We start from the raw sequence: 14,235 nt of genomic DNA, 5'->3' as shown, positions 1-14,235 counted from the left end.
GGCTACCGGGCCGGGCGCGAGGAAGCGTCCTTGCAAAGCGCGCCCTGAGCCAGCATCCATGCTGGCTCTCCCGGCCTTACGGAAACACGTCGGCAATTTTCAGCCGGACCAGCCACACCTGACCTCCTGCACTTTTATTTGAATATATTTGAACAGCAAAAAAGATTTAACTGGAAGTCAGTGCGTTGAAGCGATGACCCCGGTCCGGCTGAAAATCGATGAGGCGTTGACGGCTGACCGGGGCTGTCCGCAGGGATGCGGACAGAGGGGACGGCCTGCATGGACGCAGGCTCGACCCCGACCCAACAGGCAGACGGCATAAGACGAATAACTCGCGCAGCGACGATTTTCCCGCCGGGAGCCTGGGTTGCAAGGGAGGCGGCGGTGAGCCTCCCTTGCACGTTCACAGGTATCTGCGCTTCAGAGAAATGACACCGCTGAGGTGAACGGAACCCTCAGCCGGAATCACATGTTCACCATACGTTCGTAACTGACGAGCATTAGCCTAGCGGCTGTTTTTTTAAAAGCTCAATAAGGATTAACCTAACGTCTTGAACGCTTTGATTCGCTGCAAATGCGGCGAGATATTCTTAAACTTGTGCGTCTGTTCTTCATCCCAGACTATCTCATAAAAATGATGCAGCTCTTCTGACGCACGCTGACTATTGAGCGCTTCATCATGACGTGACAGGATCACCAGGCAGCGATCGCGATTCTTTTCGCGGAAATTGGTCACGCATTTTGTCGCGATATCTGCATACTCTTCAGGCCGGTCAATTTTTCCTTCCATGTTCTCATACGGGAACAGGTTAGGATTAAACACGACCTGACGAATATCACACAGAAAACCAATGCGTTCAGCCCAATATCCCCCGAGCCCCACGCCACAAATCAGCGGACGGTCGTCCACATTAAGCTGCAGCATTTTGTCCACTTCTTTCAGCAGATGCTGCATATCATGTTTAGGATGCCGCGTACTATAGCTAATCAGCCTGACATCCGGGTCGATGAACTGCAGTTGCAACACCTTTTCATGGTTGCCCGGGCTGTTAGAGTCAAAACCGTGTAAATAGATAATCATCGCATCCTCGCCAAACTTGCGTTAATGACCTGCTTTCTCTTCCTGCCAGCGCTCATGAAGCTGGTTGAGCTGGGCGCTTACCGTCTTCCAGCGTGCAGAGTCCATCAGTTCCTGACGTGAAAATGAACCTTTATGATACAAACGTGTAACACGTTCTGCATTGATCGGCGACAGATTATCTAACACACTGACCGCTCCCTTACGATTATTGCAGACCAGGATCATATCGCAACCGGCATCCAGCGATGCCTGACCGCGCTCCGCGTAGCTTCCCATAATCGCCGCCCCTTCCATCGACAAATCGTCGGAGAAAATGACGCCATCGAAGCCAAGCTCCTGACGTAATACCGTTTTCAGCCAGTGCGGCGAGCCGCTCGCCGGACGTGGATCCACGTCACTGTAGATGACGTGCGCAGGCATAATGGCATCGAGTTTGTTTTCAGTAATCAACGTCTGGAACACGGACATATCTTTCGCCCGAATGTCAGCTTCTGAGCGTGGATCGGTTGGCGTTTCTTTGTGTGAATCCGCCGTCACCGCCCCATGTCCGGGGAAATGTTTACCGGTGGTTTTCATGCCAGCAGCGTGCATACCGTCAATGAAGCGGGTCGCCATAGCCAGCGCTTTCAGCGGATCGGCATGGTAAGAGCGCTCGCCAATTGCCGCGCTGATATGCCCCACATCCAGTACCGGCGCAAAGCTGATATCGATGTCCATGGCGATCATTTCGCTGGCCATTAACCATCCGGCGTCCTGAGCCAGTTTGCCGCCCTCTTCCAGACCGTGCAGCGCGGCAAAGGATTGGGCCGCTGGCAAACGCGTAAATCCTTCACGAAAACGCTGTACGCGTCCGCCTTCCTGATCTACCGCCACGACCAGATGATTGCGCGATGACGCGCGGATCTGGCGCACTAACTCACGTAACTGTTCCGGGTCATGATAATTTCGGGTAAAGAGAATCAACCCACCTACCAGCGGATGCGCCAGAATCTCACGCTCTTCAGCGTCCAGCTCATACCCTTCGACATCCAACATTACTGGGCCCACACTGCTCTCCTTATCCTTTCATTGTTAGCTGCCGCCAGATTTCATCGGCCAGCCTGATAAATTGTCGATCGCCGGTTTGTCGCCAGCGATACTCAAACCACCCCGCCTTTAGCATCATTACCCAGGGCCGCCATCGTCTGACCTGTCGCCACAGCGCGTTTTGCTCAATGTGCGATCGCTGAGCGTAGGCGTTAACCAGCCGCTGGTGCTGGGATTCATCGCTGACCCATACCGCCGCCAGCTCCAGGGCGATATCACCGTCACCAGCATATTCCCAGTCAATCAGCCGCAGCCCTGAGGATGTACGTACGATGTTGTCACCGTGGACATCCATATGCAGCGGCCCCAGACGCAAAGGTCGAGGCTCACCGCGTTTCCGTAGCCGCTTCATCGCACGTAACCAACATGGCGTACGACGAGCCGGATCGCCACACTGCCAGTACTGCTCAAGTAACGGCAGCAGACTGATTCGCCAGCCCAATCGGGGTTGCTGGTGCAGATGATACAATAAGCCAGCGAGTTCGTCGGCGTCCGGTAATCTGGATTCTACCTGGCCGTGTAAAAAGTCGACCGCCATCCACCCCCGCGTATAAAAGCGAGGGCGCGGCGCAAGACTTTCTGGCAGATGTTTTAACGCATGATAATGGCGTAAGAAATGCGATTCCGGCGAATCAGGGTCGTGATGACGACGCAGCACTAAGCGGTGAGTATGATGTTCGATGATGCAGCTCCCACCGCTCAGGCCGCTCTGGCTGGCTGCGACGGGATGATACTGTGGGAAATAGCGCGACAAGACTTCGTCGCGCGTCAATCGGTTATTGTTGCTGAACGGCACCTTTACCTGACCAGATTATCTCGCCAGTTTGTACCAGCATTAATTGCATTTGCAGCGCAGGCGAATTGACGTTGCCGGAAGCGCTGGAATAGAGCACATACTGTGCGCCAACGTTGCGGGCGATCCCAATCGCTTTGCTGCGCGTTCCCAGGCTATCGTTCGGCGACAAACCTAACTGCTGCTTGGCGACAGCCAGTTGCTGGGCAGAAACCAGAGTAAACTTACCGTTATTCGCCAGCGCGTTACGCAAGGTCTCGGTGGCTTCACCGCTATTCAACGAGCCGTTGGTGCGGTTATTGACGCTATCAACCAGCAGAACGCCTCCCGCTTTGACGCCGTCAGCCTGCAGCATTTTGCCGACCATCGGCTGCATAGCCCCGTTCCAGTCATAGTGGCGTTGACGTGGCGTCGGCTGCGCCGTTTGGTCCTCATGCTCAATCGGACCCGGCTGCTGCGGAATGGTTGGCACCGTTGGTACAACCGGTACCGGCTGTTGCGGCTGCGCGGGTTGTTCCGGCACCGGCTTCACTTCCTCTACCGGTGCGGGTTCACGTTGCACCACACAGCCAGAAAGAAACATCGCCAGCGCGGCAATCAGTGCGTAGCGATTCATTTTGATCATCAAGATTCACCCCTTACAAATAAAGATAAAGTCTAACCTTGTGCGCCCCCAGAAAATTGGCGCTGCCGTACAGCATCACCGACGAATGAGCCGGGATAGTCATGCTGCGTGGCGCTTCCAGAGGGTGCATTTCCAGCCCTCTGGCGTCATACCAGTAAAACCGATAATGAACGGTAACGGGTTCTTGTCTTTCGTTATAGAGTCGAGAGGATGCCGAGGCCTGAATATCAGACGTGGTTAACGTCGGCTGTTCTGCTGTAATGCCCGCCGCCAGAATCGTTGATTCCATCACCAGCGACTGTTCATCACTTACCGGAATTTCAGGATGTGTCCGACAGCCAGCCAGTAGCAGCAAGCTCAGTGAAAGTGCAATGCATCCTCTGGTCATGCTTACAGACCTTTATGCGCAAGCATTGGACCGAGCGCACGGCCACCCAACAGGTGCATATGAATGTGATACACCTCCTGACCGCCATGACGATTGGTATTCATGATTAGACGGTACCCATCTGCAGCAATACCTTCCTGCTCGGCGATTTTCGCCGCAACGGTGATCATGCGACCCAGCGCCTGCTCGTGTTCCGCCGTCACATCGTTGACGGTCGGGATCAGGACGTTTGGAATGATCAGAATATGCGTAGGTGCCTGAGGGGAAATATCACGAAACGCGGTGACCAGTTCATCCTGGTACACGATATCCGACGGAATTTCACGACGGATAATTTTGCTGAATATAGTTTCTTCTGCCACGACGTTTTCCTTTTTCATTAACAGCCCAAGCGTTATGCCATGCTACGCCGGGTAACTCTGCGAGTATAGAGTATGAGCGAGTTACTCACGCTCTTTCAACTTTAACCCTCGATTATTTAAGCAAAATCCTTTGCCGCTGCTGTTCTTATAACCATTTCCCATCGCTATCGCTCAAGCATAGTACTGAAACAATATTTCATTTATCGCGTAGCATCTGTTTACACATTGAATGTTAATGCGTATATTTCGCATTTGTATTTACATGCGCACTTAATAATTTACAACCAAAGGGTTCATCACACTACCGGTGATTCGAACTTAATATTAATAATTATCAAGGACTTTTCGATGTCTTTCACAACACTCAACGGGAATGTTCAACGCCAGCCGGGGGTTGCCCCTTCTTTACTGGCAGCCTGCATCACGTTAGCGCTATTGCCCTCCACCAGCCTCGCAGCCCCTTCTGAAGAAACCGTGATCGTGGAGGGTTCTGCTCCAGCCGCATCCAGCGAAGAGCAGGATTACAGCGTTAAATCGACGACCGCTGGCACCAAAATGCAGATGACGCAGCGCGATATTCCGCAATCGGTCAGCATCGTCAGCCAACAGCGCATGGAAGATCAGCAGTTGCAAACGCTGGGCGATGTGATGGATAACACGTTGGGGATAAGTAAAAGCCAGGCAGATTCAGATCGCAGCAGCTACTACTCTCGCGGATTTCAGATTGATAACTACATGGTGGATGGGATCCCGACCTATTTCGAATCCCGCTGGAATCTCGGTGACGCTCTTTCCGACGCGGCCCTCTTCGAGCGTGTCGAAGTGGTCCGTGGCGCAAACGGACTGATGACGGGAACAGGTAACCCCTCCGCCTCCATTAACATGATCCGAAAGCATGCCACCAGCCGCGAGTTCACCGGTAATGTATCTGCGGAATATGGCAGTTGGAATAAACAACGCTATGTGACCGATCTGCAAAGCCCGCTCACTGCAGACGGCAACGTGCGCGGTCGCATTGTGGCGGGCTACCAGAATAACGATTCCTGGCTTGATCGCTACAACAGCGAAAAAATGTTCTTCTCCGGGATTGTCGATGCCGATCTGGGCGACACCACCAGTCTGTCTGCAGGTTATGAATATCAGCGCATTGATATCAACAGCCCAACCTGGGGTGGATTGCCGCGCTGGAATACCGATGGCAGTAAAAACAGCTACGACCGCTCGCACAGCACTGCGCCAGACTGGGCGTACAACGATAAAGACTTCAATAAAGTGTTTGTCACCGTCAAACAACGTTTTGCCGATACCTGGCAGGCGACCATGAACGCCACCCACTCCGAGGTCAAGTTCGACAGTAAAATGATGTACGTTGATGCCTATGTCAACAAGGCCGACGGCACCCTGGTTGGCCCTTATGGCAGCTATGGTCCGGGCTATGACTACGTCGGCGGAACCGGCTGGAACAGCGGTAAACGTAAAGTGGATGCCGTCGATCTGTTCGCCGACGGCGGTTACGACCTGTTTGGTCGTCAGCATAATCTGATGCTTGGCGGCAGCTACAGTAAACAGAATAACCGTTATGAAAGTTCGTGGGCGAACGTCTTCCCCAATGAAATCGGCAGTTTCTATACCTTCGATGGTAACTTCCCGGAAACCAACTGGAACCCGCAGTCATTGGCTCAGGACGATACCACGCACATGAAATCGCTCTACGCCGCAACGCGTATTTCGCTGGCCGACCCACTGCATTTGATCGTCGGCGCGCGTTATACCAACTGGCGTATCGACACCCTGACCTACAGCATGGAGCAAAACCACACCACGCCATATGCGGGCCTGGTATATGATATTGACGATAACTGGTCTACCTACGCCAGCTATACCTCAATCTTCCAACCGCAGAACAAGCGCGACAGTTCCGGCAAATATCTCTCCCCGATTACCGGCAACAACTATGAGCTTGGCCTGAAGTCCGACTGGATGAATAGCCGTTTAACCACCACCCTCGCGGTGTTCCGCATTGAACAGGATAACGTGGCGCAATCAACCGGTGTGCCAATCGCCGGTAGCAATGGCGACACGGCCTATAAAGCAATGGATGGTACGGTCAGCAAAGGGGTCGAATTCGAAGTTAACGGTGCGATCACCGATAACTGGCAGATGACGTTTGGCGCGACACGCTATGTTGCTGAAGACAACGAAGGCAATGCGGTGAACCCAAACCTGCCGCGTACCACGGTCAAACTGTTCACCCGTTATCGCCTGCCGGCTATGCCGGAACTGACCGTCGGCGGAGGAGTTAACTGGCAGAATCGCGTTTACAGCGATACGGTCACGCCTTATGGCACACTCCGCGCGGAACAAGGAAGCTATGCCCTGGTAGATTTGTTCACCCGCTATCAGGTAACAAAAAACTTCTCTGTGCAGGGTAACCTCAATAACCTGTTCGATAAAACCTACGACACCAATGTCGACGGTTCTATTGTCTATGGTGAGCCGCGCAACGTCAGCGTTACCGCCAGCTATCAGTTCTGATTCTAAACACATCACGCTCCACCTGCCCATCAGGTGGATGAACTGGACTGAAAAACAAAAAGCCCGCTTAAGTTTCCTTAAGCGGGCTTCTTAAATATGGCTCCTCTGACTGGACTCGAACCAGTGACATACGGATTAACAGTCCGCCGTTCTACCGACTGAACTACAGAGGAATCGTTGTGGAGGCTTATCTTAGCGGCGAAAATTTTTTTGTCAAACCCCATTTCCACGAATGCGTATCAATTGATGCTTCTCTCGACAGTTTGTTGCATTTACAGACATTTTAAATGGAAAAAACTTTGCAGCTTTTTGGATTCTCCCTCATCATTTGAAATGAGGTTTCAACTTTCTTCTTTAAGGTCCACTTTGAACGTCTCCGCTGCCTTACGCCAGGTCGCTTCCCGTACGCCCTGGTATGCCAAACGCAAGAGTTATAAGGTTCTCTTTTGGCGCGAAATCACCCCGCTTGCTGTCCCTATTTTTCTGGAAAACACCTGTGTGCTGTTGATGGGGGTCTTGAGTACCTTCCTGGTGAGCTGGTTGGGAAAAGAAGCAATGGCTGGGGTCGGCCTCGCCGACAGTTTCAACATGGTCATCATGGCATTTTTCGCCGCCATCGATCTGGGTACCACGGTGGTTGTAGCATTTAGTCTGGGAAAACGGGATCGTCGACGGGCCAGAGCCGCGGCCAGACAATCGCTGGTGATCATGACAATTTTTGCTACCGTGCTGGCCGCGGTCATTCATTATTTTGGTCAACAGATTATTGACGTTGTCGCAGGTGAAGCAACGCCAGACGTTAAGGCTTTGGCGCTTACCTATCTGGAGCTAACTGTGCTCAGCTACCCGGCGGCAGCCATTGCGTTGATCGGTAGCGGTGCACTACGCGGAGCCGGAAATACCAAAATACCGCTGTTGATTAACGGCGGCATGAACATTCTGAATATCATCATCAGCAGCATCCTGATCTACGGGATCTTTTCCTGGCAAGGGTTGGGATTCGTGGGGGCCGGACTCGGGCTAACCATTTCACGCTACATCGGTGCAATCGCCATTATTTGGGTACTGATGATTGGTTTTAATCCGGCGCTACGTATTCCCTTCAAAAGCTATTTTAAACCCCTCAATCTCGCCATCATCTGGGAGGTTATGGGGATCGGTATTCCGGCAAGCATCGAGTCGGTACTGTTTAATGGCGGTAAACTGTTAACGCAGATGTTTGTTTCAGGCATGGGCACCAGCGTAATTGCCGGAAACTTCATTGCATTTTCTATCGCTGCGCTCATCAACCTCCCGGGGAATGCTTTAGGTTCCGCGTCGACAATCATTACCGGCAGGCGTTTGGGAAATGGCCAGATTGCCCAGGCTGAAATCCAGTTACGCCATGTTTTCTGGCTGTCGACGATAGGCTTAACCGCCATCGCCTGGCTAACCGCCCCTTTTGCTGGCGTGATGGCCGCGTTTTATACCCAGGATCAGGATGTAAAAGAGGTCATTGTCATTCTGATTTGGCTCAATGCGGCATTTATGCCGATATGGGCGGCTTCCTGGGTATTACCGGCTGGATTTAAAGGTGCTCGCGATGCACGTTTTGCTATGTGGGTATCAATGTTGGGCATGTGGGGCTGTCGCGTCGTAGTGGGCTACACCCTGGGGATCGTTTTAGGATGGGGCGTAGTCGGTGTCTGGTTAGGGATGTTCTTCGATTGGGCTGTGCGCGCGGCGTTATTTTACTGGCGTATGGTCACAGGCCGTTGGCTGTGGAAATACCCGCGTCCCGAACGGGAAAAGTGCATAAAACAACCTGTTGCGCCTGAATAATCGGCGAAATGAGGAATATTTCGGCAAACGATCGAATTTAGCGATTCAGGCTTTGACAACGCTGAGTGGCATCGCTAATATTCGCCTCGTTCACACGATTCCTCTGTAGTTCAGTCGGTAGAACGGCGGACTGTTAATCCGTATGTCACTGGTTCGAGTCCAGTCAGAGGAGCCAAATTTAAGAAGCCTGCTTAGGAAACTAAGCAGGCTTTTTGCTTTCAGACTTACTTATGAATACTGATATCATCAGGTTTCAATAAGTTAGCGTGAAAAATCTTCCTGATTTTCATGATCTGCAGTTGCCTGCCAACCCAGTTGGGTTCACTCCTTCAGTATCTCAACTATCGCGTAATCAAAAAGAATCCCGAATTGCGCCAGACGAGTATCCGTATTCATCCAGCCACAGATAATGTGGCGCACGAGATTATCTGCGTTCCCCACTTAAACCCGGTAGTCGTTTTGCTAATGGATTACGCCCTCTCCCGCTAGCTCCTCTTATGCATTCCACTAATAAATAGAATTATCAACATCAATAACACACAGATATCATTACTCACGAATCGATCGATAAATGCTATTCTGTTAAGAATTCACAATGGTTACATCTATATGGGTAGCGATGAAGATATACCGTGGTACGGTTGTCGTTTTTTCAAAATTGACATCCTCGGTAATGTCATTTTTGAATTCGACATGAGTGATTCTGATGGTGCACCTCAATACCCTGGAGAGGGTTACCGTGCAAGATTATTTGCCGAAACAGAACTGTCTTCATTAATCACTACAGCCTCAATTACTGTAAATTGATAAAGAGATGTATTTTTAAAAAGCACGAGTAATTGATTAAATTACATATATTTCAAGGGTTCATGTACCTACATGAACCCTTTATGATATCAATCAAAAAAGGAGGTCATAACATCATGACAGGGAATATTTACCCGAGACTCATCATCAGGAGCCGCTATTAAAGTTTAGCGTTATATTCATGCGCGAGGGAAATTAGTATTTGCGTTACGCTTCCTGCGGATAATTGGGTACTGCGAGTAAAATTAGTTTGTTTGTATAGCCAGCGAATATAGCGCTGACTGGCCGTTAAAGAAATTGTCCTGGCATTATTGCCATCCCCGCCGGTTAATGGGCAAACCATCTTACGGTTTTTTTCCTGTATCCAAAACGACCACTGACTTTGCCACCAGCCATGCCGCGTTTTACCCTGAAAATACCAGGGAGTATTCGTATCACTGTCACTTATATCCTCCTCTATAAACCAAAGCTCAGCTTGTTGTTGGCGAAACAGTTCTGCCCAAACAGTAATAACCGCTCCGCGAAGAAAACATTCGTGAGAAATAACATGTGTCTTTATCTCAGGAAAGAGGATCTTCAACAACCGAAAATGCCCATGAGCTGATATAACCGGACGCAGAATAGAACCATTGGCGTTACGTTTGAGTACCGCACTTCCATACTGAATCTCATCGAACTGACTGCGTTGTAAAAACTGCATCTCACGCATATCAACGTGTTTTACGATATCACTGCGATCCAAATCAGGCTCGATATTGCCTCTCCAGAGATAACGTAAGGTTTCCCCGACCGGGTGCTGAGTAAAATTAGTAGATAGATGAAGAATATTACCTCGAATAGCATCGAAACTGAGCAGGACATAGAGTTTCTGATCTGCTTCCGCCCCCTGGAACGGTACAATTAAAGGAACCGTTTCAATCCGTTCTGGTGATATTACTTCTCTTGGTAATTGCCGCTTAGGTGTCCAGACTTTTTTGCAGGCGCAGCACTGAACGCGCTGTGTTCTTTGCGGATTATAACCATAACAAATAGTTTTCTTGCCATAACATACGGGACAAAAATGGCCACTTTCAGAGGCGTATGCGCTTAAGTAAACAGTCACCCATTCATTAAATTGTTGTGCTTCAAATAGTGGGGGATAACTCCCACATGCCCGACAGTGCAATGCCGGATAACCCAACCTATAGTTCGGCCAGCTGTAATCTTCAGATGTAGCTAACCCTAAATTGCGACACCCAAACGTCTTGCAGGTATTAATTGTAAATAAAGTCGACATGAGCCACCAACGATTTCCAAAGGTCGCTGATTTTGAACTATAACCTCGATTTGATTGTGTGAACAGACGCACATATCAATGTCTTTCGGAATGTAAAATACCCTGGATAAATGTGAATAGAGGAACAGTTTATGAAATTAAAAGTGATTGCTGCGGGTATTTTGTTGACATTACCATTCTGGGCCTGTGCCAAGGATGTCACCATTATTTATACCAACGATCTCCATGCACATGTGGAACCTTATAAAGTGCCGTGGATTGCTGATGGTAAGCGTGATATCGGCGGCTGGGCGAATATCACCACTTTGATAAAAAAAGAGAAAAGCAAAAACAAAGCCACATGGTTTTTTGATGCAGGTGACTATTTTACCGGTCCTTATATCAGCAGCTTAACGAAGGGCAAGGCGATCATTGATATTATGAATACCATGCCGTTTGATGCTGTCACCATGGGCAATCATGAATTTGATGATGGCTGGGATAATACGTTACTCCAGCTAAGCCAGGCGAACTTCCCTATTGTGCAGGGCAATATTTTTTATCAGAACAGTGATAAAGCGTTTTGGGATAAGCCATACACCATTATTGAAAAAGATGGCGTGAAAATTGGCGTTATAGGTTTGCACGGCGTATTTGCCTTCAATGATACCGTTTCTGCTGCAATGCGCGAAGGTATTGAAGCACGGGATGAGATTAAATGGTTACAGCGTTATATTGATGAACTTAAGGATAAAGTGGATTTGACCGTATTACTGGTTCATGAAGGCACGCCTGCCCGTCAGTCCAGCATAGGAAGTACCGATGTACGCCGTGCGCTGGATAAGGATATTCAGACGGCAAGCCAGGTGAAAGGTCTGGATATTCTGATTACCGGACATGCGCATGTCGGTACGCCGGAACCCATTAAAGTAGGCAATACGCTGATCCTCTCGACAGACAGCGGTGGTATCGATGTAGGGAAACTGGTACTGGACTACAAAGATAAGCCACATAGTTTTACGATGAAAAATTTCGAACTTAAAACCATTTACGCAGATGAGTGGAAGCCCGATCCGCAAACAAAGCAGGTGATTGACCGCTGGAATAAGAAACTTGACGAAGTGGTAGGACAGACGGTGGCGCAGTCGCCGGTTGAATTAACACGTGCATATGGTGAATCAGCTTCGCTGGGCAACCTGGCTGCGGATGCTTTGCTGGCCGCTGCGGGTAAAAACGCACAGTTGGCCTTAACCAACTCTGGCGGTATCCGCAGTGAGATCCCGTCTGGCGCGATTACGATGGGCGGTGTCATTAGTACATTCCCATTCCCTAACGAACTGGTCACGATGGATCTTACCGGTAAACAATTACGTAGTCTGATGGAACATGGCGCAAGTTTAAGTAATGGCGTGTTGCAGGTCTCAAAAGGCCTGGAAATGAAATACGACAGCAGTAAACCCGTAGGACAACGGGTCCTGGAACTTACACTTAATGGTAAGGCAATTGAAGATGCGACGGTTTATCACATTGCTACCCAAAACTTCCTTGCTGATGGTGGTGACGGCTTCACCACATTTACCGAGGGTAAAGCGCGTAACACAACAGGTGGGTATTACGTTTACAACGCAGTGATCGATTACTTTAAAGCAGGTAACACCATCACCGATGAACAACTTAACGGTATGCGCGTTGCTGACGTGAAAAAATAAATATTATTACCTTAATAAGTTCTAATCGGTGTCATTAGTTGAAAATATTCGGCTTTATTGGCTATTTCTTATCTTTAAAGTCGAATATGGAAGCATTACTGAAAAGTAATAAAAACATGCAAACATCTGCATGAGATCTTGATTGAAATATAATAATTACTCATAAAGCTGAAAGGGTTTGGCTATGAAGATAAGAACAAAGCTTAATTTTATTACATTGTGCCTGTCCGCAACATTAGCCGCATCAGTTAACGCAAAGGATGTGACGATCTATTACACTAACGATTTACATGCTCATGTATCTCCAGGGAAAATTCCAGCCGTCGATAAAGAACGTCTGGTAGGAGGTTTTGCGAATATAGCCACCATCGTTAATGATGCGAAGAAAAGAAACAAAGATGTATTTTTCTTCGACGCCGGAGATTATTTCACCGGCCCCTATATAAGCACCTTGACGAAAGGTGAAGCAATTATCGACATCATGAATACCATGCCGTTCGATGCTGTATCCGTGGGGAACCACGAATTTGACCATGGCGTTGATAATATGGTTAAGCAGTTATCAAAAGCAAAATTTCCGGTTTTACTGGGTAACGTTTTTTATACTAACAGTGACAAACCCGTCTGGAACAAACCCTGGACGATTATCGAAAAAGACGGCATAAAAATTGGCGTAATTGGTATACATCAAAAATTTGCGTTTTATGACACCGTTGCCGCTAAGGCTTATGCGGGTTCAGAGGCCCGTGATGAAGCACCTTATATTCAAAAAGGGCTTGATGCATTAAAAGGTAAAGTGGATATCACTGTGCTGCTTATCCATGAAGGTACGCCAGCACGTCAATCAAGTTTTGGCAATAAAGACGTAGCCAGAATGTTGCAAGCCGATATCGATACCGCAAAGAAATTTGAGGGTATTGATGTGTTAATTACAGGACATGCTCATGTGGGCACACCTGAGCCAATTAAAGTCAATGACACGCTCATTGCTTCCACAGATGCGTATGGTACTGATATCGGTAAATTAGTATTGGATTTTAACCCGCAGACTAAAAAAATTGACGGCTATGACGGTAAATTAATCACTGTATTTGCAGACGAATATAAACCAGACCCTATAGTTCAAGCCAAGATTGATGAATGGAATGCTAAGCTGAAAAATATCACCGATCAAATCATTGGGTCAACAACCGCCCCCTTCACCCGCTCTTATGGTGAATCATCACCTGTTGGTAATTTAGTTATTGACGCCATGATGGCCAAGGCGCCGGACGCCGTCGTGGGATTACAGAATAGTGGAGGATTGCGTGCTGATTTACCACAAGGAAATTTACGATATGGTGATGTAATTACTACCTTCCCATTTAATAACGAACTTGTTGAAATGGATCTCACCGGAAAGGATCTCATCAATTTAATGATCCACGCAACTAATCTTACTAATGGGGTTTTGCAAGTTTCAAAAAGCATTCATGTTGAGTATGACAGTAAAAAACCTTTGGGTGAGCGAATCATAAGTTTCACTATTAATAATAAACCTGTGGATCCAACCAAAACATATCGGGTTGTTACACACTCATTTTGCGCGACGGGTGGAGATGGATTCGAAGCGTTCTTAAAAGGAACCAATATCAAAACTATCAATAGTACAACCTCTGCTGAGTCAATCATTGATTATGTCAAGACTCATAATCCTTTGAAACCCGATCTTGAAATGAGAGTAGTCGATGTAAGCACGGCAAAATAGGTTAACGAATATATTTTCCATTACAT

At 48.6% G+C, this 14,235-nt stretch carries 13 protein-coding genes and 2 tRNA genes; 7 read left to right on the top strand and 8 right to left on the bottom strand.

Going from position 1 to position 14,235, the window contains the following annotated elements; translation table 11 throughout:
- Positions 1-538: 538 nt before the first annotated feature.
- Genes ycfP through hinT form a run of 6 tightly spaced genes read right to left on the bottom strand, consistent with a single transcriptional unit; the run spans position 539 to position 4,335 of the window.
- The gene (gene ycfP / locus LA337_08975; GenBank protein ID UBI17803.1) at positions 539-1,081 is read right to left on the bottom strand and encodes an alpha/beta hydrolase YcfP; all 543 of its coding nucleotides are present in this window, start codon (positions 1,079-1,081) and stop codon (positions 539-541) included.
- Between the two features lie 21 nt (positions 1,082-1,102).
- The gene (gene nagZ / locus LA337_08970; protein UBI17802.1) at positions 1,103-2,128 is read right to left on the bottom strand and encodes a beta-N-acetylhexosaminidase; all 1,026 of its coding nucleotides are present in this window, start codon (positions 2,126-2,128) and stop codon (positions 1,103-1,105) included.
- Positions 2,129-2,138: 10 nt separating this feature from the next.
- On the bottom strand, positions 2,139-2,963 hold the full coding sequence (gene thiK / locus LA337_08965) for a thiamine kinase (protein ID UBI17801.1): 825 nt from the start codon (positions 2,961-2,963) through the stop codon (positions 2,139-2,141).
- Entirely contained in the window at positions 2,944-3,585 is a 642-nt protein-coding gene (lpoB, locus tag LA337_08960; protein UBI17800.1) for a penicillin-binding protein activator LpoB, read from the bottom strand. The genes thiK and lpoB overlap by 20 nt, the downstream gene beginning before the upstream one ends.
- Before the next feature lie 13 nt (positions 3,586-3,598).
- Positions 3,599-3,973 carry a YcfL family protein gene (locus LA337_08955; GenBank protein ID UBI17799.1) on the bottom strand — a complete coding sequence of 125 codons (375 nt, stop codon included), beginning with the start codon at positions 3,971-3,973 and terminating at the stop codon, positions 3,599-3,601.
- 2 nt (positions 3,974-3,975) lie between these two features.
- Positions 3,976-4,335: a purine nucleoside phosphoramidase gene (gene hinT, locus LA337_08950; protein UBI17798.1), complete on the bottom strand. Its 360-nt coding sequence runs from the start codon at positions 4,333-4,335 to the stop codon at positions 3,976-3,978.
- Positions 4,336-4,683: 348 nt separating this feature from the next.
- On the opposite strand from hinT, the gene fhuE reads away from it, so the two are divergent.
- A complete protein-coding gene (fhuE, locus tag LA337_08945) occupies positions 4,684-6,870 on the top strand; it encodes a ferric-rhodotorulic acid/ferric-coprogen receptor FhuE (GenBank protein UBI17797.1) in 2,187 nt (728 codons plus the stop codon).
- A gap of 97 nt (positions 6,871-6,967) precedes the next feature.
- Here the strand turns inward: fhuE and LA337_08940 are convergent.
- Positions 6,968-7,043: transfer RNA gene (locus LA337_08940), tRNA-Asn, on the bottom strand.
- Positions 7,044-7,049: 6 nt separating this feature from the next.
- Here LA337_08940 and LA337_08935 point away from each other — a divergent pair.
- From LA337_08935 to LA337_08920, 4 genes are all read left to right on the top strand, one after another.
- The gene (locus LA337_08935) at positions 7,050-7,157 is read left to right on the top strand and encodes a DUF5951 family protein (GenBank protein ID UBI17796.1); all 108 of its coding nucleotides are present in this window, start codon (positions 7,050-7,052) and stop codon (positions 7,155-7,157) included.
- Positions 7,158-7,203: 46 nt separating this feature from the next.
- Positions 7,204-8,691 carry an EmmdR/YeeO family multidrug/toxin efflux MATE transporter gene (locus LA337_08930; protein UBI17795.1) on the top strand — a complete coding sequence of 496 codons (1,488 nt, stop codon included), beginning with the start codon at positions 7,204-7,206 and terminating at the stop codon, positions 8,689-8,691.
- Positions 8,692-8,790: 99 nt separating this feature from the next.
- A tRNA-Asn gene (locus LA337_08925) sits at positions 8,791-8,866 on the top strand.
- Positions 8,867-9,300: 434 nt separating this feature from the next.
- Positions 9,301-9,498 carry a hypothetical protein gene (locus LA337_08920; protein UBI17794.1) on the top strand — a complete coding sequence of 66 codons (198 nt, stop codon included), beginning with the start codon at positions 9,301-9,303 and terminating at the stop codon, positions 9,496-9,498.
- Between the two features lie 160 nt (positions 9,499-9,658).
- Here LA337_08920 and LA337_08915 read toward each other — a convergent pair whose 3' ends face one another.
- A complete protein-coding gene (locus LA337_08915; GenBank protein ID UBI17793.1) occupies positions 9,659-10,774 on the bottom strand; it encodes a cytoplasmic protein in 1,116 nt (371 codons plus the stop codon).
- Between the two features lie 131 nt (positions 10,775-10,905).
- Between LA337_08915 and LA337_08910 the strand changes: the two genes are divergently transcribed.
- Together LA337_08910 and LA337_08905 are read left to right on the top strand one after the other, a co-directional pair.
- Positions 10,906-12,462: a bifunctional metallophosphatase/5'-nucleotidase gene (locus LA337_08910; protein ID UBI17792.1), complete on the top strand. Its 1,557-nt coding sequence runs from the start codon at positions 10,906-10,908 to the stop codon at positions 12,460-12,462.
- 184 nt (positions 12,463-12,646) lie between these two features.
- A complete protein-coding gene (locus LA337_08905; protein UBI17791.1) occupies positions 12,647-14,209 on the top strand; it encodes a bifunctional metallophosphatase/5'-nucleotidase in 1,563 nt (520 codons plus the stop codon).
- Positions 14,210-14,235: the final 26 nt, after the last annotated feature.

It is taken from the genome of Citrobacter europaeus (genome assembly GCA_020099315.1).
Lineage (GTDB): Bacteria > Pseudomonadota > Gammaproteobacteria > Enterobacterales > Enterobacteriaceae > Citrobacter > Citrobacter europaeus.
This window is presented reverse-complemented; position numbering and strand designations above follow the sequence as displayed.